The 19,053-nt window shown below is 71.7% G+C and carries 21 protein-coding genes; 10 read left to right on the top strand and 11 right to left on the bottom strand.

All coding sequences use genetic code 11. The features are described from left to right. Positions 1 to 367: 367 nt before the first annotated feature. Positions 368 to 931 carry a putative immunity protein gene (locus AC3IX6_RS21420; protein ID WP_489363655.1) on the bottom strand — a complete coding sequence of 188 codons (564 nt, stop codon included), beginning with the start codon at positions 929 to 931 and terminating at the stop codon, positions 368 to 370. A 210-nt stretch (positions 932 to 1,141) separates the two neighbouring features. Further along, entirely contained in the window at positions 1,142 to 1,849 is a 708-nt protein-coding gene (locus tag AC3IX6_RS21415; protein WP_489363654.1) for an alpha/beta fold hydrolase, read from the bottom strand. 297 nt (positions 1,850 to 2,146) lie between these two features. Here AC3IX6_RS21415 and AC3IX6_RS21410 point away from each other — a divergent pair, with 297 nt between their 5' ends. The 4 genes from AC3IX6_RS21410 to AC3IX6_RS21395 all read left to right on the top strand — a co-directional run bounded on the left by AC3IX6_RS21410 (position 2,147) and on the right by AC3IX6_RS21395 (position 6,069). Further along, positions 2,147 to 2,788, top strand: a complete 642-nt coding sequence (locus AC3IX6_RS21410) for a gamma carbonic anhydrase family protein (RefSeq protein ID WP_489363652.1) — start codon at positions 2,147 to 2,149, stop codon at positions 2,786 to 2,788. A gap of 612 nt (positions 2,789 to 3,400) precedes the next feature. Continuing rightward, positions 3,401 to 4,630, top strand: coding sequence for a cytochrome P450 family protein (locus tag AC3IX6_RS21405; protein WP_489363650.1), 1,230 nt, complete (start codon positions 3,401 to 3,403; stop codon positions 4,628 to 4,630). Between the two features lie 80 nt (positions 4,631 to 4,710). Then, positions 4,711 to 5,550, top strand: coding sequence for a crotonase/enoyl-CoA hydratase family protein (locus AC3IX6_RS21400; protein ID WP_489363648.1), 840 nt, complete (start codon positions 4,711 to 4,713; stop codon positions 5,548 to 5,550). A 66-nt stretch (positions 5,551 to 5,616) separates the two neighbouring features. After that, positions 5,617 to 6,069 (top strand): NUDIX hydrolase, encoded by a 453-nt coding sequence (locus AC3IX6_RS21395; protein ID WP_489363646.1) that lies wholly within the window; start codon positions 5,617 to 5,619, stop codon positions 6,067 to 6,069. Positions 6,070 to 6,071: 2 nt separating this feature from the next. Here AC3IX6_RS21395 and AC3IX6_RS21390 read toward each other — a convergent pair whose 3' ends face one another. After that, entirely contained in the window at positions 6,072 to 6,494 is a 423-nt protein-coding gene (locus tag AC3IX6_RS21390) for a DUF6086 family protein (protein ID WP_489363644.1), read from the bottom strand. Then, entirely contained in the window at positions 6,491 to 7,390 is a 900-nt protein-coding gene (locus AC3IX6_RS21385) for a trypsin-like serine peptidase (protein WP_489363642.1), read from the bottom strand. Before AC3IX6_RS21385 ends, AC3IX6_RS21390 begins: the two co-directional genes overlap by 4 nt. A gap of 152 nt (positions 7,391 to 7,542) precedes the next feature. On the opposite strand from AC3IX6_RS21385, the gene AC3IX6_RS21380 reads away from it, so the two are divergent. After that, a complete protein-coding gene (locus tag AC3IX6_RS21380; RefSeq protein WP_489363640.1) occupies positions 7,543 to 8,637 on the top strand; it encodes an alpha/beta fold hydrolase in 1,095 nt (364 codons plus the stop codon). A 60-nt stretch (positions 8,638 to 8,697) separates the two neighbouring features. Here AC3IX6_RS21380 and AC3IX6_RS21375 read toward each other — a convergent pair whose 3' ends face one another. From AC3IX6_RS21375 to AC3IX6_RS21360, 4 genes are all read right to left on the bottom strand, one after another. Next, complete coding sequence (locus AC3IX6_RS21375; RefSeq protein WP_489363638.1) at positions 8,698 to 9,114, bottom strand: PIN domain nuclease; 417 nt, start codon at positions 9,112 to 9,114, stop codon at positions 8,698 to 8,700. Next, positions 9,111 to 9,350: a type II toxin-antitoxin system VapB family antitoxin gene (locus AC3IX6_RS21370; protein ID WP_489363636.1), complete on the bottom strand. Its 240-nt coding sequence runs from the start codon at positions 9,348 to 9,350 to the stop codon at positions 9,111 to 9,113. The genes AC3IX6_RS21375 and AC3IX6_RS21370 overlap by 4 nt, the downstream gene beginning before the upstream one ends. A gap of 81 nt (positions 9,351 to 9,431) precedes the next feature. Then, complete coding sequence (locus AC3IX6_RS21365; RefSeq protein ID WP_489363634.1) at positions 9,432 to 9,698, bottom strand: hypothetical protein; 267 nt, start codon at positions 9,696 to 9,698, stop codon at positions 9,432 to 9,434. A 208-nt stretch (positions 9,699 to 9,906) separates the two neighbouring features. Continuing rightward, positions 9,907 to 11,127: an amidohydrolase family protein gene (locus AC3IX6_RS21360; protein ID WP_489363632.1), complete on the bottom strand. Its 1,221-nt coding sequence runs from the start codon at positions 11,125 to 11,127 to the stop codon at positions 9,907 to 9,909. A 221-nt stretch (positions 11,128 to 11,348) separates the two neighbouring features. On the opposite strand from AC3IX6_RS21360, the gene afsR reads away from it, so the two are divergent. Together afsR and AC3IX6_RS21350 are read left to right on the top strand one after the other, a co-directional pair. Beyond that, the gene (afsR, locus tag AC3IX6_RS21355; protein WP_489363630.1) at positions 11,349 to 14,582 is read left to right on the top strand and encodes an SARP-family global regulator AfsR; all 3,234 of its coding nucleotides are present in this window, start codon (positions 11,349 to 11,351) and stop codon (positions 14,580 to 14,582) included. A 178-nt stretch (positions 14,583 to 14,760) separates the two neighbouring features. Further along, positions 14,761 to 14,958, top strand: a complete 198-nt coding sequence (locus tag AC3IX6_RS21350; RefSeq protein WP_489363628.1) for a hypothetical protein — start codon at positions 14,761 to 14,763, stop codon at positions 14,956 to 14,958. Positions 14,959 to 15,205: 247 nt separating this feature from the next. Here AC3IX6_RS21350 and AC3IX6_RS21345 read toward each other — a convergent pair whose 3' ends face one another. Next, positions 15,206 to 16,006 (bottom strand): IclR family transcriptional regulator, encoded by an 801-nt coding sequence (locus AC3IX6_RS21345; protein ID WP_489363626.1) that lies wholly within the window; start codon positions 16,004 to 16,006, stop codon positions 15,206 to 15,208. Between the two features lie 121 nt (positions 16,007 to 16,127). Here AC3IX6_RS21345 and AC3IX6_RS21340 point away from each other — a divergent pair, with 121 nt between their 5' ends. Then, positions 16,128 to 16,856, top strand: coding sequence for a class I SAM-dependent methyltransferase (locus AC3IX6_RS21340; protein WP_489363624.1), 729 nt, complete (start codon positions 16,128 to 16,130; stop codon positions 16,854 to 16,856). Between the two features lie 33 nt (positions 16,857 to 16,889). Here AC3IX6_RS21340 and AC3IX6_RS21335 read toward each other — a convergent pair whose 3' ends face one another. After that, positions 16,890 to 17,387, bottom strand: coding sequence for a sigma-70 family RNA polymerase sigma factor family protein (locus tag AC3IX6_RS21335; protein ID WP_489363623.1), 498 nt, complete (start codon positions 17,385 to 17,387; stop codon positions 16,890 to 16,892). 283 nt (positions 17,388 to 17,670) lie between these two features. On the opposite strand from AC3IX6_RS21335, the gene AC3IX6_RS21330 reads away from it, so the two are divergent. After that, positions 17,671 to 18,147 carry a carboxymuconolactone decarboxylase family protein gene (locus tag AC3IX6_RS21330; protein ID WP_489363621.1) on the top strand — a complete coding sequence of 159 codons (477 nt, stop codon included), beginning with the start codon at positions 17,671 to 17,673 and terminating at the stop codon, positions 18,145 to 18,147. 49 nt (positions 18,148 to 18,196) lie between these two features. Next, entirely contained in the window at positions 18,197 to 18,583 is a 387-nt protein-coding gene (locus tag AC3IX6_RS21325; RefSeq protein WP_489363619.1) for a DoxX family protein, read from the top strand. On the opposite strand, the gene AC3IX6_RS21320 is transcribed toward AC3IX6_RS21325, so the two are convergent. Then, positions 18,573 to 18,794: a DUF7848 domain-containing protein gene (locus tag AC3IX6_RS21320; RefSeq protein ID WP_489363617.1), complete on the bottom strand. Its 222-nt coding sequence runs from the start codon at positions 18,792 to 18,794 to the stop codon at positions 18,573 to 18,575. The two genes, AC3IX6_RS21325 and AC3IX6_RS21320, sit on opposite strands and share 11 nt — an antisense overlap. Positions 18,795 to 19,053: the final 259 nt, after the last annotated feature.

Raw genomic sequence — 19,053 nt, 5'->3', positions numbered from 1 at the left:
CCGACCGACCCACACCGAAACGCCACAAGACTTCCGGGATCCCCCCGGGGAACGGCCGGGGGAGGAGAGGGGAGGAGCGGGCCGGCTGGAGATGCCCGTGCCCTCTCCCGCCGATGGCATCTGAACACGGCCCCGGCAGGACCGTGACCTCAGCCGGAACAGACGCGCGGGGCGAGCGGAGCATCCCGGGCCGGGCGCCTGAACACCCTTCCCGTGACCGTCGACCGCCACCAAGAGCGCACGGTGGACGGGAACGACCAGGCGGTCGGGGGGCGCGACAGATCGCTACACACTCCCACTCGGCTAAGCGACCAACGACCGTCCGTGGCTGATCTAGAAGGGGGGACGGTCTAGAAGGGTGGACGGTCTAGAAGGGGGAGATAGGGGGCTTGGTGGGGGTGGGTCTCAGGGCGGCGTCGAGTTCGCGGATGAACTCTCCTACACGGCCGCCTCCGGTGGGTGGGGCGGGCATGCGGGCGAGTACGTGGGAGACCGCTGGGGGTGCGTGATGGCGTGCCCATTCAAGGGTCTGGGCAGCGGTCTGGGTGTTTGCTCCCTGTGCCAGTTCCTCAGCGCGTGCCGTGTGGGCTGCGGCGCCCAGAATGTGCTTGATCTGGTGGGCGCTTGCCTTCGGGTGGAGGTAGGCGGCGCCGGCCGCGTGGCTCGCGGCTCGTGCCGCGTCGGTCGCCGCAGGCGAGTCGGCTTCCTGTGCCGCCTTGAAGGCTGCCCAGCCGCACTGCCGCAAAGCGGCCGTGCGGCGGCCGCCCGCGGCGAATGCGTCGGCCGCCTCGATGGCCTCGCGCGGGCGGGCGTCGCCGGGGTGGTCCTGCTCGTAGATCGACAGGACCCTCCGCGCGCAATCTGCCGCGTAGCCCGTGATCTCGCGCAGTTCGTCTTCGCTCAGCTCGATCTTGTCCGACTCACTTGGCATGGCCCGATCCTCCCGTCTCGTCCCCCGCTGGGATACATGATGATCCAGTCCGAGCCGGCCCGTCCTGGCGGAACCCGCCCCAGGTCCGCACGGCGGTGGCCACACCAACGCCGTCGGCGAGATCTTCCTCCGTGAGGCAGACCGGCACCACACCTCGTGGCCACCACGGCGTCGGACGCGTCGAATTCAGCGAGGAAGTCGGGCGCCGGCTCAGGGCAGGTGTGCCAGCAGCAGGTCGGTGAGGGGCTGAGGGGTGCGCAGGGGCAGGTAGTGGTCGGCGTCGGCGATCAGTCGGCCGCGGGCGCCGGGTATGCCCGCGACGAGCCGTTCGGCGATCACACCGATCTCGGGATGATCGCGGTCACCGTGGACGACCATGGTCGGCACGGCGATGTCCTCGAGCCGGGCTTCGGCATCGCGGTCCGGGAAGTACCCGATCTGCTGCTCGCTGACGATGCGCAGGTGCGCGTTCTGCGTCACCATCGCCTCGATCAGTTCCCCTCCGGGAGCATCACGCCCCATGGAGGCCCAGACCGACAGCTCCATCTCGGCCAAGGCCGTCGCGTCCTGCCTACGACGGGCGGCCGCGTAGGCGGACGACTGAGGGTCTGGCGGCCAGACATGACCACTGACCGAGGTGCCGATCAAGCCCAGCGCACTGACCCGCTCGGGATGGGCGAGGGCGAAGTCCAGCGAGGTCTCCCCGCCCATGCTCAGCCCGACCAACGCAGCAGAGCGCAGGCCGAAGTGGTCGAGCACGGCCTCCAGATCCTCGACGTCGCAGAACGTCCGCTCCGGGGGCGTGGAACGCCCCAGACCACGGGCGTCGTAACGAATCACCTCGTGCCGGCCGGCCAGTTCACGGACGACGGCATCCCATACCCGCGAGTCCATCCCCGCCCCGTGCAACAGCACCACCGGCGTACCCGCACCACTCCGCTCGGCCCACAACCGCCCACCCCCGGGGGCAGGCAGGTGAACTTCACATGCCCACAGCCCGACTGAAGCACCGTTCGATTTCATGCTGCATCATTCCCCTCCCTCACCCTCCCTGTCCTCTGCGTTCTACGTCCCCGAGGTCGTGCACCCTCCCAGTGCCGTATCAAGCAACGTTCGTCCCGTAGTTGCCTCCGATCGCGAATGGCTCATGTCTCGGCGAACGCGACGTCGGAAATCCGCCAGCATGCGCACGGTCGGTCGGGCGAGAATCCGCTCATGACCGCTGAAGCGCAGGGAATCCGCATCCGGCACCGCGGGCATGAACCGCAGGTCCATCCCACTGCCTACGTCGCCCCGACGGCCACGCTCGTCGGCGACGTCCGCGTGGGGCCAAGGGCGCGGGTGATGTACGGTGCCGTGCTCGATGCCGAGGGGTCTCGGATCGAGGTCGGGGAGGCGGCGGTGATCTGCGAGAACGCGGTGTTGCGCGGGTCTGCGGTCGCCGGTGATCAGCCGGTGCTTGTCGGCGACCACGTCTTCGTCGGGCCGCATGCCACGCTACTGGGCTGCGAGGTCGGCAGATGCGCCTATGTGGCGACCTCGGCGACGGTCCTGCAGCGCGCACGATTGGGTGCCGGCTCGGTTGTCGCCGTCGGCGCGCTCGTCCATGCGCGCACCGTTGTGCCGGACGAGTACTTCGTGCCGCCGCACGCCGTGGCGCTTGACGCGCCGGTGCGACTGCTGGCCCCCGGCGATCCGGACCTGGCCGAGGCCATCGGGCGAGTGGGCTTCGCGCAGGTGGCGTTCGGCGTCGACGCGGAGTGGACCGACCGGATCAGCCGGTACGAGCGCATCGCGGAGGTGCGCGTCGCCGAGTTCGGCACGCACGCGGACGATGAGGTTCTGAATCGCGGCTAGCGCCGTGAGGTGACGCGCCGTCCTTCTAGACCGTCCCCCCTCTAGACCGTCCCCCCTTCTAGATCAGCCACGGACGGTCGTTGGTCGCTTAGCCGAGTGGGAGTGTGTAGCGATCTGTCGCGCCCCCCGACCGCCTGGTCGTTCCCGTCCACCGTGCGCTCTTGGTGGCGGTCGACGGTCACGGGAAGGGTGTTCAGGCGCCCGGCCCTGGATGCTCCGCTCGCCCCGCGCGTCTGTTCCGGCTGAGGTCACGGTCCTGCCGGGGCCGTGTTCAGATGCCATCGGCGGGAGAGGGCACGGGCATCTCCAGCCGGCCCGCTCCTCCCCTCTCCTCCCCCCGGCCGTTCCCCGGGGGGATCCCGGAAGTCTTGTGGCGTTTCGGTGTGGGTCGGTCGGTCAAGGGTGGCCGAAGGCCATCGCGTAGCGACGCGACCGCAGGGAGCGCCCTTGAGGGACCGGCCCGCACCGAAAGGACACTGGACTGCCGGGACGCCCCCCGGTACTCGTCGAAGCCAAGGACCCGCCCGCAGCCTCGAACCCAAGTGCGTTCCGCACTCCTCACATCCGTGCCCGTTGAACCGGTGCCTTGTTGATGCCGATTCCGGAGCCCCCGTGCCCATTCCTCCCCCGCCCACGTTGCCCACCCCACCCACCCCGCCCCACGGCCTGCTGGCCGCGCGGGTTCGGGACCCGTACCCCTACTTCACCTGGCTGCGGCGGCATGCGCCCGTGCACGCGGACCGGCGGGACGGGCGTCCCACCGTGTGGCAGATCTCCCGCTACGAGGACGTCCGTGCCCTGCTGACCGACGAGCGGCTGAGCAAGGACCCGGGTCGGGTGCCCGGCTATGTTGCGGGGCCGGCCGGGCTGAACCGGCACCTGGTCCATGCCGATCCTCCGGATCACACCCGGCTGCGGACCCTGGTGAACACGGCCTTCGTGCCCCGCCGCATCGCCCAGCTGGAACCCTTCATCACGGACACCGCGCACCTGCTGCTGGACCGGATCGAGGGCCACGTCCACGTGGACGTGATCGGGGACTTCGCCGCGCCCCTGACCTTCCGGATGATCTGCGCGATCCTCGGCGTCCCCGAGGAACTGGACAACGCGGAGACCCGGGACACCCTCATGGCCACCATCGCGCCCGCTCCGGGTCTGGATCCGGCCCGGGTCGAAGGCGCCCTGCACGCGCTGCTCGACCAGCTCGTCGCCATGAAACGTACGGGCCGCGAGCAGAGCGGAGTGGACCTGCTGGGCGCTCTCGTACGGGCCAGTGACGAGAGCGCGGCGATGAGCGAGGAGGAGCTGCGGTCCACCGCGTACCTCCTGTTGCTGGTCGGCCACGACACCACCATGAACCTCATCGGAAACGGCACCCTCGCCCTGCTCCGCAACCCCGCCGAGGCCGCCCGGGTCTCCACACCGGACCTCGCCGCACCGCACCTCGTCACCACGGCCGTCGAGGAGCTGCTGCGCTACGACTCCCCGGTGCGGGACGCGACCTTCCGCTGCGCCGCAGAATCGATCGTCCTCCACGGGCAGGTGATCGGCGAGGGGGACATCGTCAGCCTCCTGATCGGCTCGGCGAACCGGGACGGCCGCCGTTTCCCCGAGCCGGACCGGCTCGATCTCGGGCGGACGCCCAATGACCACCTGGCCTTCGGCTACGGGCCCCACTTCTGCATCGGCGCCGCCCTGGCCCGCCTCGAAGGTGCCGTCGCTCTCCCCCTCCTGCTCCGACGCCTGGGCAGCGTCGCGCTGGCCAAACCCGCCGACGAACTCCCCTGGCGCCCGGCCCGTGTCATGCGCGGCCTGGCCGCGCTCCCCGTCGTCCGGTGCTGACCGACCTGACGGAGCGCCGGACAGGGCGCCGGACGGAGCGCACGGAACCGACCTCACCCCCCACCCAGGAGCACACCCGCATGTCCGCCCCTTTCTCCTCCCCCTCCCCCTCCCCCTCCCCCACTCCCACTCCCACCCCCTCCCCCGTACTCCTGGCCGAGCCCGCCCCCGGCGTCCTGCTCATCACCCTCAACCGGCCCCACGTACGCAACGCCGTCGACCGGACCCTCGCCGAGGCCCTGGACGCGGCCTTGATCCGACTGGAGGACGATCCGGCGCTGGCCGTGGGCATCCTCACCGGCGCGGAAGGCCACTTCTGCTCGGGCATGGACCTCAAGGCCTTCCCCACCGAAGGCGTCCCCGTCGTCGCCGGGCGCGGGCTGGCAGGGCTGACCCGGGCCCGGCTGCGCAAGCCGCTCATCGCCGCCGTCGAGGGGGCGGCCGTCGCCGGCGGCTTCGAGCTGGCCCTCGCCTGCGACCTCATCACCGCGGCCGACACCGCGTTCTTCGCCCTGCCCGAGGTGGCCCGCGGGCTCATCGCCTCCGAGGGCGGAGCCATCCGTCTGCCCGGCCGGCTCCCGTACCACGTGGCCATGGAGATGCTCCTGACCGCGGGCACCCTGTCCGCCGCGGACGCGGCCCGCTACGGCCTGGTCAACCGCCTCACCCCCGCAGGCGAGGCCCTCGAAGCGGCCCTCGCCCTGAGCGCCCGCATCCAGGCCCACTCCCCCCAGGCCGTCCACCTCACGAAGCAGATCGTCCAGAACACCCGCGGCCTGGACGACCACGCCGCCTACTCCGTCCAAGACCCGCTCAGCGCACCCGTGTTCGCCACCTCCGCCGCGACGGAGGGCGCCCGGGCCTTCACCCAGAAACGCTCCCCCGCCTGGGACGGGACTCCTCCGTCCCGCCACCCCTGATCCCTCCGATCCCTCCGATCCCTCCGATCCCTCCCACCCCCGGACCCCCCGCCGTACGCTGGTCTGATGCGAAATTCACCTCGAACTCCTCGGCAGGCAGCCAGAATCGTCGTCCTCAACCCCGCCGGATCCGTGTTCCTCTTCCGCGAGAACAACGTGGAAGTCGGCATCCACTGGCTGCCGCCCGGCGGTGGCATCGATCCCGGGGAGACGCCCGAGGAGTGCGTACGGCGGGAGTTGCGGGAAGAGACGGGCTGGACGGACCTGGAACCGGAGCGACTGCTCTGCACTTGGGAGCACGACTTCACCCACCAGGGCATCCCGGTACGCCAGCACGAGCACATCTACGTGACCACCGGCCCGCACCGCGATCCGGTCCCGGAGTACCCCGAGGCCCACTGGCGGTGGCTGTCGCCGCGGAACCTCGCCACCCTCGGCGAACCTCTGTGGCCGCCGCGCCTCGCCGAGCTGCTCGGCGAAGCGCCCGCCGAGCCCGTGCACTTGGGGCTACTCGCCTGACCTCAGCGCGGCATCCTCCGGGACAGCTCCCGGGCGGCCGCGCGCAGCCTGGACTCCACCCAGGACTCGTAGGAGCCCGGGAGCGGAGCATGGACGTCCCGAGCCTCCTCCGGCGAATCGGCCGGCCGCGGCCAGTGCACCTGCGCGCCCGCCCGCTCCGCCAGCACCAGCACGGCGGCGATGAATCCCTCCGAGAGGGCGCGGATGACGGCGTGGCCGGTGTGGCCGTGGCGGTCGATGAGGGCTTCGGCGAAGACGCCGAGAGCGGCCGGGTCGATCCGGCACTCGTCGTTGATCAAGGGGCCGATGCCGGAGGGGAGGCCCAGTTCCTCCTCGAAGACGGCCACTTGGCGGTGGAAGAGCCGGGCGGCGCCGTTCGAGGGGTTCCAGACGGTCTCGTCCCCGACTTCGTAGAGCTGACTCACCGGCCGCCACCGCCGCCCGCTCCGCCCGTCGCGCGCGCGTACAGCTCCGCCGCGTAGCCGGTCAGGATCGTGCTCGTCGAGACGTCGTCCGTGTCCCCGCCGGTCAGGACGCCGATGATCTTCCCGTCGGCGGCGATCCAGGAGCTGCCGCTCGTGCCGCTGGGGAAGTCCGCGCAGTCGAAGCGCTGTTCCGTGGCGCTGAGCCGCACCGCGCGGGACATGCAGGTGCGCGCGACCTTGCGGTCCGACGGGTAGCCCGTCACCGTGACCTGCTCGTCCGTACGGCCCGTGGTGTCCAGGACGGCGGCGCCGGTGACGTCCTCGATGTTGCGGCCCGAGGCGTCGGGGGCGAGACGGGCGAAGGCCAGGTCGTAGTCGTCGTTCGTCCCGTCCGACCAGCGCGGGTCCTCGAAGACCTCCGCGATCTTCCAGGTGCCGTACGGGGCCCGCCCGTCCGCGTACGCGGGTGCGAAGGAGGCTCCACCCTCCCCGACCCGGCCGGCGCGCAGGCAGTGGCCCGCGGTGACGATCAGGTTCCGCCCCGGGCTGTGCACGACGGTCGCCGTACAGAAGTGTTCGCCCGTCACATCGCCTTCGAACAGCGCCCCTGCGAAGACGGCCGGACCGCCCTTCACGGAGGGCGAAGCCGACGCCCCGGGGGTCTGACCGGCGGGCGACTGGGACCGTTCCGGCGCTTGCGCATGTGCCTGTGACTGCGCTTGCGACTGCGAAGGCAACTGAGACGGGGCAGCAGTCGGCGACGCCACCCGAGGCGCCGCCTTCACCTGCGCGGCGGCCTTGCCGTCGTCGGCCGGGACCACCTTCGTCATCGCCGCGGACGCCCCCAGCGCCGCCACCGCACACAGCACCGTGGTCACCACGGCCCGCTTGTCCATCACCGATAACCCTCCCCAATTTGCTCCGGCGAAGCATGCCTTGCCCGCGGCGACCCTCGCAAGAGGGATCCCCGCCCCCAGCCGTTGACACCACCCCGAGCACCCTCCACACTCATCAGCATCCGATGGAAACAGTTTATGGAGGACACACAATGATCGCCACCGCTGCCGCCATCACCGCCACCGCCGCCCTGGCCACCCCCGCGGCCGCCCTCCTCACCCTCCTCACCCACCGCGCGCTGCGCCGCTCGCAGGCCGCCAAGACCCTGCGGATCGACTCCCCGCACGGCATCGACGAGCAGGGCTTCGTCCGCATCGGCGGCATCGACCAGTGGATCTCGGTCCGCGGCGAGAACCGGGCCAACCCGGTCCTCGTCGAGATCCACGGCGGCCCCGGCGCCGCCAACTCCATCTACACGACCCGCACCCGCAGTTGGGAGCAGCACTTCACGATCGTCCGCTGGGACATGCGCGGCGCCGGCAAGACCTTCGGTCGCGGCGGCCCGGCCGGCCAGGGCGAGGCGACCTTCGAGCGGCTCTACGAGGACGCCCTGGAGGTCACCCGGTACGCCCGGGACCTGCTGCGCGCCGAGAGGGTGGTCCTCCTGGCCAACTCCTACGGCAGCGCCTTCGGGCTGCGCCTGGCCCGCAACCACCCCGAGCTCTACTCCGCCTACGTGGGCACCGACCAGAACATCCACACCGGCGGCCGCGACACCTCCGCCCACGACGCCCTACGGGAGCGGCTGCGCACCACCGGGAAGGCGAAACAGCTCGCGCAGATCGAGGCGATCGGGGCCGACCCGCACGCATGGACTCCGAAGCAGCGGGCGACGTACGCCAAGCTCACCGCGCAGAGCGACCCGTTGACGCTGACCACGCTCAAGAAGGTGGTCATGGGCTCGATGTGGCTGTCGCCGCTGCACTCGCTGCGCGATCTGCGGGACTTCTTCCGGGGGCAGTCCTTCTCGGAGCGGATCACCGAGGGGACGGCGGGGCTCGACGACCGGGCCGACGGCACCCGCTTCGAGATCCCGTTCTTCCTCTTCCAGGGCGAGCACGACGTACTCACCCCGACGGCCGCCGCCCAGGCCTTCTTCGACGAGGTCGAGGCCCCGGTGAAGCGGTTCGCCCTGATCGAGGACTGCAGCCACTTCGCCTCGTTCGCCCGCCCGGACCGCTTCCTGGACCTCCTCCAGACCCACGTCCGCCCGGCGCTCGCGGCCGAGCGCCGCGCCTGCACCTGAGGAAGTCGCTCCACCCCTCAGCCTGCCGGGTCTCAGCCGGCCGGTCGCAGCCGACCGCTCTCAGTCAGCCGTTCCCCGCGGCACGACCCACCGCATCGGCTGGCCGGTGACCTCGGCGATCATGTCGTAGTCGCCGTCGTAATGCAGGACGGTGGCTCCGTGCCGTTCGGCGGTCGCCGCGATGATCAGGTCCGGGAGGGAGAGTGCCTTCCAGTTGCCCCCCTCGATGAGCCGTCTCTGCACGTCCAGGGCTCGGTCCCACGTCTCGTCCGGAGTGGGGAGCCAGTCGAAGGCGCCCATTCCTTTGCGGACCCGCTCCGCATCCGCCTTAGAGCGGGCGCTGTACATCACCTCCAGCTCCACGGCGCCGCACACGGCGAGGGCTCCCGCCACATGGAGCGGAAAGACGACCTTGTGTACGGCCGGCTTGGGATAGCGCGCCAGCGCAGACTTGTCGATCAGGAAGCGCTCGGTCATGCCGCCCTGTCCCGAACGTGCTCCGTGTCCACGGAGGTCTCGGTGGCCGGCTCGACCGGGCCCGTCAGGTCGGGCAGCCCACCCTCGGCGATCCAGTTCAGGAAGTCTTCCCGCTTGCGCCGGTTGACCACGTCCTGAAGGGCCGCGTTCACCGTCGCCACCTTTGTCTTCGTACCGAAGAGCTCGGCGGCCTCCGCCAGCAGGGCGTCATCGACGTCGATCACGGTTCTGGTCATCGTGAACCTCCTCAGCGAGGGGCACCCACAGTTCCCCTGCCCACTTAAACGATATCAAGATCGATGTCAAGAGATATCGTTTCAGCAGGCACAGGTCAGCCCATGGCTCCGGCGACCCGTCGCGCGATCGACTGCTGGCCTCGACCTATGCCCCGCGCCCAGGACGAAGGAGGCTATGTCCAGCAGCAGGCCGAGCAGCGTGCGGCTCGCTCTGCGCGGGACCGTCCAGCCCGGGACGAGGCCGACGAGCCCCACGGGAAGCGCCAGGGCCGGGGGAACCGTCCGCGCACCCCACACCCGGAGCGCCGGTACGAGGGTGCGCGCGGTCTTCGCGATCTGGTCCGACATCGTGCTGCTCCTTTGGCATGGATCTTGGCGATGGCTCCAGTCTCGCGAGGGAAGCTCACCGGCACATCACGCCATGGAGTGGGATCCGGATCTGGTACTCAAGTAGCACGCGGGTGAGCCGCCGGCCCTGACGAGCCGGATGCCGTGACGAGCCGGATGCCGTGACGAGCCGGCGGCCCCGACAAACCGGCGGCCCACCCGCCACGCGCTACGCCCCCGGCCACAGCCCTTCCGGCGTCAGGCCCAGCAGATCGATCGCGTTGCCGCGCACGATGCGGTCCACCACGTCCGGGGACAGGTGCCCCATCTGGGACTCGCCGACCTCGCGGGACTTGGGCCACGTGGAGTCGGAGTGGGGGTAGTCCGTCTCGTAGAGGACGTTGGCGACGCCGATGGAGTCCAGGTTCTTCAGGCCGAAGGCGTCGTCGAAGAAGCAGCCGAAGACGTGCTCCGCGAAGAGCTCCGACGGCGGGCGCAGCACCTTGTCGGCGACGCCGCCCCAGCCGCGGTTCTCCTCCCAGACCACGTTCGCGCGCTCCAGGATGTACGGGATCCAGCCGATCTGGCCCTCCGCGTACATGATCTTGAGGTTCGGGAAGCGCTCGAACTTGCCGCTCATCAGCCAGTCCACCATCGAGAAGCAGCAGTTGGCGAAGGTGATGGTGGAGCCGACGGCCGGCGGGGCGTCCGCCGAGGTGGAGGGCATGCGCGAGGAGGAGCCGATGTGCATGGCGATGACCGTGCCGGTCTCGTTGCACGCCTCCAGGAAGGGGTCCCACTCGTCCGTGTGGATGGAGGGGAGCCCGAGGTGCGGCGGGATCTCCGAGAAGGCGACCGCGCGGACCCCGCGCGCAGCGTTGCGGCGGACTTCGGCGGCGGCCAGGCGGGCGTCCCAGAGCGGGATGAGGGTGAGCGGGATGAGGCGGCCGGCGGCGTCGGGGCCGCACCACTCCTCCACCATCCAGTCGTTGTACGCGCGCACGCCGAGCAGGCCGAGTTCGCGGTCCTTGGCCTCGGTGAAGGTCTGGCCGCAGAAGCGGGGGAAGGTCGGGAAGCAGAGGGCCGACTGGACGTGGTTGACGTCCATGTCGGCGAGCCGGTCGGGAACCGAGAAGGAGCCCGGGCGCATCTGCTCGTACGTGATGACTTCGAGCTTGATCTCGTCGCGGTCGTAGCCGACGGCCGTGTCGAGTCGGGTGAGGGGTCGGTGCAGGTCCTCGTACACCCACCAGTCGCCTATCGGTCCGTCGTCGCCCTTGGCCCCCATGACGGGGGCGAACTTGCCCCCGAGGAAGGTCATTTCCTTCAGGGGGGCGCGGACGACGCGGGGGCCGACGTCGTGGTACTTGGACGGGAGCCGGTCCCGCCAGACGTTGGGGGGCTCAACCGTGTGGTCGTCCACCGAGATGATCTTCGGGAAGGTCTCCATGCCCTCACGGTAGCGTCAATCTGACGAACCGTCAGCTAGTTGAACGCGGCCGGATGCCCGATCCGTACGGACCGGGTGCCGGATCCGCGCGGGCATCGGATACCGGATCCCCACGGACCGGACACCGGATCCGTACGGACTGGGTCCGTTACGGACTGACGTGTACGCGCAACACAGGGCAGACTGGCCCTTACACCTATGGAAGGCAGGGGGGAGACCAGATGGACGGCACACCGGCCATCCCGCACCAGCGGAACCACCCCGAGTCCGGTGACACCGCCATTGCCGCAGCCGCCGGACCCGGAGTCGACGCAGCGCCCGCCGCGGAAGCCAGAGCCGACGAAGCCGTCACCGGGACCCCGCCCCCCTCCGCCGCCGGAGGCAACCGGTTCGCCGTGCTCGGCCCCATCCGGGCCTGGCGCGGCGGCGAGGCCCTGAGCTCCGGGACCCCGCAGCAGCGGGCGCTGCTCGCCGTGCTGCTGCTCCGCGAGGGCCGCACCGCCACCGCGCCCGAGCTCATCGACGCCATCTGGGGCGAGGACCCGCCGCAGCAGGCCCTCGCGACCATCCGTACGTACGCCTCCCGCCTGCGCAAGATCCTCGAACCCGGGCTCCTCGTCAGCGAGTCCGGCGGCTACGCGATCCGCCTGCCCCACCCCGAGGCCCTCGACCTCGGCATCGCCCGGGCCCTCGCCGCCGACGCCGAGGCCGCGCGCGCCGGGAAGCCGAACGCGCAGGCCATGTCGACGGCGCAGACGCACGCCCACCCGCACTCCCACACCCACACCCACACCCACCCGCATACCCACAGCCACCCCCACGCCCACCCCCACCCCCACCCCCACGCCCCGGCGAAGGCCGAAGGCTCCGGGGAGGCCGCCCCCGCCGGCAAGGGCGACCGCGAGCTCGCCCGTACGCTGCTGGCCCGCGCCCTGGACGTCTGGGACGGCGAACCGCTGGCCGGCGTACCCGGACCGCACGCCGACACCGAGCGCACCCGGCTCGCCGAGTGGCGCCTCCAGCTGCTGGAAACCCGCCTCGACCTGGACCTGGAGCTGGGCCACCACGCCGAGGCCGTCTCCGAGCTCACCGCCCTCACCGCCGCCCACCCGCTGCGGGAGCGGCTGCGCGAGCTGCTGATGCTCGCCCTCTACCGCAGCGGACGCCAGGCCGAGGCCCTCGCCGTGTACGCCGACACCCGCCGGCTCCTCGCCGACGAACTCGGCGTCGACCCGCGCCCCGAACTCTCCGAGCTCCAACAACGCATCCTGCGGGCCGACTCCGAGCTCGCCCGCGCCGAAGACCCGGCGCCGGCCGCCGCGCCCGTCCACGTGCGGCCCGCCCAATTGCCCGCCACGGTCTCCGACTTCACCGGCCGCTCCAGCTTCGTCCGGGACCTCGGCGAGATCCTCTCCGGCGCCGAGGGCCAGGTGATGGCGGTCTCCGCCCTCGCCGGCATCGGCGGCGTCGGCAAGACCACGCTCGCCGTGCACGTCGCGCACGCCGCCCGCCCGCACTTCCCCGACGGGCAGCTCTACGTGGACCTCCAGGGCACCGAGGCCCGCCCCGCCGAGCCCGAAGCCGTCCTCGGCTCCTTCCTGCGCGCCCTCGGGACCCCGGACACCTCGATCCCCGACTCCCCCGCCGAACGGGCCGCGCTCTACCGCTCCACCCTCGACGGCCGCCGCGTCCTGGTCCTCCTCGACAACGCCCGCGACGCGGCCCAGGTCCGCCCGCTGCTGCCGGGCACCGCGGGCTGCGCCGCCCTCGTCACCAGCCGGGTCCGGATGGCCGGCCTGGCCGGCGCGCACCTCGTCGACCTCGACGTGATGAGCCCCGACGAGGCGCTCCAGCTGTTCACCCGGATCGTCGGGGCCGAGCGGGTCGGCGCCGAGCGCCAGGCCGCCCTCGACGTGGTCGGCGCCTGCGGGTTCCTGCCGCTCGCCATCCGCATCGCCGCCTCCCGGCTCGCCGCCCGCCGCACCTGGACCGTCTCCGTGCTCGCCGCGAAGCTCGCCGACGAGCGCCGCCGCCTGGACGAGCTCCAGGCCGGCGACCTCGCCGTCAAGGCCACCTTCGAGCTGGGCTACGGGCAGTTGGAGCCCGCGCAGCAGCGGGCGTTCCGGCTCCTGGGGCTGGCCGACGGGCCGGACATCTCCCTCGCGGCCGCAGCCGCCGTACTCGACCGGGCGGAGCACGACACCGAGGACCTGCTCGAAGCCTTAGTGGACTGCTCCCTCCTCGAATCGGCCGCGCCCGGCCGCTACCGCTTCCACGACCTCGTACGCCTCTACGCGCGTGCCTGCGCCGAGCGCGACGAGCAGCCGCCGAGCGCGCGCGACGCCGCCCTCGACCGGGTGCTGGACTTCTACCTGGCCACCGCCGCCGGGGTGTACGGCCTGGAGCGGCCGGGCGACCGGCTCGTGGCCCACCTGTCGGCCACCCGCCACCCCGGGCTGGTCTTCACCGAGTCGCGCACCGCACAGGACTGGCTCTACGCGGAGGCCGATCCGCTGCTCGCGTGCGTCCGGCAGGCCTCCGTACGCACGACCGGGCGGCCCGATCTGCTGCGCCGGGCCGTGGACCTGCTGTGGGCGGCCAAGGACCTCGCCGAGTCGGGGGCCAACTCCAAGCAGTACGAGTCCGCCGCGACCGCGCTGCGCGACGCCGCGGAGGCCGCGCAGGACCCGCACGCCGAGGGCCGCGCCCGTACCACCCTCACCAACACCCACCTGGTCGCGGGCCGGTTCGCCGAGGCCGACGACGAGGCCCGCCGGGCCACCCTCCTCGCCCGCGCCGCCGGGGACCCGCTGCCCAGCTGCTGGGCGCCCAACGACCGGGGCATCATCGCCCTCTACGAGGGCCGCTACGAGGACGGCGAACGGTACCTGCTGGAGGCCATCGCCAACTTCCGGGCCGATTCCAACCACGTGGGCGAGGCGAGCGCCCTGTGCAACCTGTCCCGCATCCACGTGGAGCAGGGCCGGCTGGGCAGCGCCATCGAGCTCGCCCAGCAGGGCATCGCCATCTACGACCGGATGGGGCTCACCCTGCGCCTGGCCAACGGCCGCTACGCGCTGGGCATCGCCCTCACCCAGGCCGACCGGCTGTCCGAGGCGCACTCCCAGCTCAGCAAGGCGCTCTCGCTGTTCCACGAGAACCGGCAGCCCCTGTGGGAAGGCGTCACGCACTTCCGCCTCGCCAAGGTCCACCTGGCCGCGCGCCGGCCCACGCTGGCCGCCTCGCACGCCGAACAGGCCATCGCCCTGCGGGGGATCGGCGGCGAGTGGAGCCGCGCCCGGGTGCTGACCGTACTGGGCCGGGCACTGCGGCAGCTGGGGCAGCGGGACCGGGCACGGGTGTGCTGGCGCGACGCCGAGGTGGTGTTCAAACAGCTGGGGTCGCCGGAACTGGCCGAGGTACGGGCCCTGCTGGCGGCGGAGATCGCCGCCTGAGCCGTGGTGCGGTGCGGTGGCGCTGAACGAGGCGTTCATCGTTCGTTTATCACCATCCACCAGGATGGTGTTCATCGACTCGACGTGTCGGGGGGCACCAGGGTCGGCTGCAAGACCACCCGTTCGGCGATCCGCGGGGGAATTGCCGAACGGGTCCTACCCACCATCAGGAGATCCGATGACGACGAACGAGAACGTCCTGCCGACCGACGGCGAGATCACGCCGATCGACACCCATCCTTCGGATGTCGACATCACACCGATGGACAACCACGCGGCGGGCGAGCCGCTCAAGCCGCTCAAGCCGCTCGACAACCACGCCGCGGGCGAGGACATCGTCACGATGGACAACCACGCTGCCGGCGGCGGCCTGTAGGTGGGGGTGCGGGCCTAGGCCCCACAGACGCGTACGGCCCGGGAACACGGGGGAAACGGGGATCCGGGCCGTACCGCAGGACGTACCACGGGGGGACCGTGGGTCGCGGGGGGACCTGCGGAGGTGCACGGGGGAACGGCGGCCGCGGTGGCCAGGAGGGGGACCACCGCGGCCGCCGCATGCGTGCGTACGGGGCCTGCGCGTGCGCGGAGACCGCGACAGCAGGCAAGCGGGACGGCGGGCCGGCTCAGCCGCCGAGCTGGAGCAGCCGCTGTACGCCCCGCGCGGCTTCCAGCAGCGCGGGCGCGAACGTATCCAGTTCCGCCCGCGTGCTCAGGAGGGCGGAGGCGGTCAGGCTGACCCCGCCCACCGGCACGCCCGCCCGGTCGAAGACCGGCGCGCCCAGGCAGCGGACCGCGGGCTCGTGCTCCTCGTCGTCGACGGCGTAGCCGCGCTCCCGGACGGTCCGCAGGTCGTCCGCGAGGCCGTCCCGGTCGGTGAGGGTCTGCCGGGTCAGGGCGGGCATCCCGGTGGCGCGCAGGATGCCCTCGGTCTCCGCGGGCGGCAGGTGCGCGAGGACGGCCTTGCCGATGGCGGTGGCGTGCAGGGGGATGCGCATGCCGACGCGCGAGGAGGTCGGGTGGGGCCGGCCGCTCTCGATCTTGCGGATGTACGTGAGCGCGTTGCCGCTGCGCAGGGCCAGGTGGACGGCCAGGCCGGTGCACTTCTGGAGGAATTCGAGCAGCTCGACGATGCCCTCGGGCCGGTCGGCGGAGATTTCGGCGGCCAGGGTGCGCAGCCGCAGGCCGACGCCGTAGCTGCCGTCCCCGTCGGTGACGGCGTAGCCCTGCTCGACGAGGGAGACCAGGATCCGGTACGTGCTGGACTTGGGTACCCCGGCGGCGGCCGACAGTTCCGCGAGCCGGTGCGGGCCGCCGAACGCGGTCAGCGCCTCGGTGATCCGCAGGGTCTTCTCCAGGGCGCTGCCGTTCGTGGAGCTCCGGCCCACGCTCTGGCCCGGCACCTCACTTCGTATGGCGTTGACCATGGAATCCCCAAGGGTTGGCAAAACGTATCGGTTCACCCTACGCCACGCGATGCCCGTTTTGCCCGGGGCCGAAGGGCCCGAAATGCCGGGCGCCCACGCCCGCGCTGACTAGGCTGACCGTGTGTTCACCTCCCAGGGCCCGACCCTCCGCGAACTGGCCGTGCAGGCCATGTCCTCCATCGAGCGGGGCTACGACCTGCTGGCCCCGAAGTTCGACCAGACCCCCTTCCGCACCCCCGACCGGATGCTCGACGCGGTCGAGGAGACGCTCGCCCGCCACGAAGGCCCCTTCGACGCCGGCCTCGACGTGTGCTGCGGTACGGGCGCGGGCCTCGGCATGCTGCGGCGGCTGTGCCGGGGGCGGGTGACCGGGGTGGACCTGAGCTCGGGCATGCTCGCCGAGGCCGGGCTCGCCCACCCCGAGGAGCGGGTGGACCTCCTACGGGCCGACGCGCGCTCCCTGCCCGCCGGGCTCGGGGACTCGTACGACCTGGCGGTCAGCTTCGGCGCCTTCGGCCACTTCCTCCCGGCCGAGCGCCCCGCGGTCTTCTCCGGGGTCCACGCGTCCCTGCGCCCCGGCGGGGTGTTCGCCTTCCCGATCGGCGCACCGATCCCGCCGAGCCGCCCGGCGTGGTGGGCCCTGTCCGGCTTCGACGCGGCGATGCGCGTGCGCAATGCCGTCTGGCGCCCGCCGTTCGTCATGTACTACCGCACCTTCCCGCTGGGCGGCGTCCGCACGGACCTCCGCGCGGCGGGCTTCACGGTGGAGACGCGCCCCCTGGACCACTTCGGCCGCAGGCCGGACGGGACACCGAGGTGGCGGCTGGTGCTGGCCCGCAGGGCGGGCTGAGCCCCTACCGCTTTCGCCCCTCCCCCGCTCCTCCTACTTCTCCGGCAGGCGGCCGATGTCGGAGACCGGGCCGAGGTGGCCGAGCTTGTCGGGGTTGGACACGGTGCGGACCGCCCGGACCACGCCGTCGGCGATGTCGAGCTCGACCACGCTGGCCACCCGCCCCTCGGCGTCGACGATCAGGGCGCCCGGCCGGCCGTTGATCAGGGCCGGGCGCAGCGAGGCGCCGAGCGAGCGGAGCCGGCGCAGTCCGCCGATGAGCAGCTGTCCGACGCGGTGCGGCTCGGTCACCGACTTCGCGACCGCGCGCGCCTTGCCGCCGCCGTCGCCGTGATAGACGACGTCGGGCGCGAGCATGTCGAGCAGCGCGTCCATCTCGCCGCCCGCCGCGGCCTCGAAGAACGTACGGGCGAGCTCCTCGCCCTCCGCGCGCCGGGCCGCGGCCGGCGGACCTCCGGCGGCGATGCGCTTCCTGGCGCGGGCGAAGATCTGGCGGCAGTTCGCCTCGGACTTGCCGGTGCTCCGGGCCACCTCCCGTAGGCGATGGAGAACAGCAGCGGCCGGTACGCCACGGCGTCCGCCACGTCCGGCGATCCCCGCCCCGTTGATCCCTGCACGAAACCCTCCCCGATCCCCCGATTCGCTGCGCGCCGTCCGGCAGGTTATCGGAGGGGATCCGGCTCATCGATCATGAACCGCACCCGTGACGCGGGTCACATTCGCCATCTGTCACAGGGCGCGGGGGCGCCGTGTCTTAGAGGGATAACAACAAGCAACACACACCGAACGCTCCACCACAGCAAAGGAATTCGCCATGACCGCTCGCCTGAACCTCTTCGCCGACCCGGTCGCCGTCAAGGCGTGGAAGCACATCATCGCCGCGAGCAAGGCGCTCGGGGAGTCGACCCTGCCGGCCTCGACCCGCGAACTGGTGATGCTCCGCGCCAGCCAGATCAACGGCTGCGCCGGATGCATCGACATGCACACCAAGGACGCGGCGGCCGCCGGCGAGACCGCGGTACGCCTCCACCTGGTCGCGGCCTGGCGCGAGGCCACCGTGTACACCGACGCCGAGCGCGCGGCCCTGCTCCTGACCGAGGAGGCCACCCGCATCGCGGACGCGGCCGGCGGGGTCAGCGACGAGGTCTGGGCGAACGCCGCCAAGTACTTCGACGACGAGCAGCTCGCCGCCCTCGTGACCCAGATCGCGCTCATCAACGCCTTCAACCGCGGCAACGTCATGGTCCAGACCCCGGCCGGCGACTACCAGCCCGGCCAGCTCCAGCACTGACCCCACGCGCAGCACGGCTCCGGCCCTCGCCCTAGGACTGAGTACTCCCATGAACATCGCGCTGTGGATCGTCACCGGACTGCTCGCCGTCGCCTACCTGCTCGGCGGCGCCTTCAAGGTGTTCACACCGAAGGAGAAGATCGCCGCCAGCGGCGCCGGCGCGAAGTGGGTCGAGGACTTCAGCGCCGGAGGAGTAAAGGCCATCGGAGCGGTGGAGATGCTGGCCGCGACGGCCCTGATCCTCCCGGCCGTCCTGAACACCGCCCCGGTCCTGGTCCCCCTGGCCGCGGTCGGCCTGGTCCTCCTCATGCTGGGCGCCACCCTCACCCGCTACCGCCGCCACGAGCCCACGTACATGGCGGTGGACCTGGCCTACGTCCTCCTGGCCGCCTTCGTAGCCTGGGGCCGCTTCGGCCCGGAGTCCTTCACGGGGTGACCTCGGCGTGGTCCGTGACCACACGCCGGAACAGGCGGTGACCCGTCCGGCCCGAATGCCGCAACGCCCAATCCTGGGCAGTCGCTTGCTCATCGTGGGGGCCCGAATCAGCCCCGCATCCGTGAGCCGTACAGAACGCTTCCCACACTGATCCGCCAGCGGGTACATGCCGGATGGTGTGCTCTACGAATCGATAGACGGCGCTGGACATCAGTGATCCTCCGCCCGGTGGGCACGAAGTCGAATGTTCGCATCCGTCACCCCGCTGTAGTCGAGAGCACTGCCCGCGTTCTCTCGCTGTACCGCCAGACTCAGGCAGGTGGAGCAGCCCGGTACGACCTTTGGTGGATCTGCGGGGAACGGGTCACGCTGCCCGACCTGCTGCCACAGCTTGTTTGATTCCACCGTGCACCCCTTGAGCCGTAGCCGTTGTCTGCGCTCAAGGTTTCACTGCCGGACAGCCGATACCC

Source organism: Streptomyces sp. GL_141, from assembly GCF_057834385.1.
The sequence above is the reverse complement of the archived record's forward strand: the minus strand, read 5'-3'. Positions and strand labels throughout refer to the sequence as shown.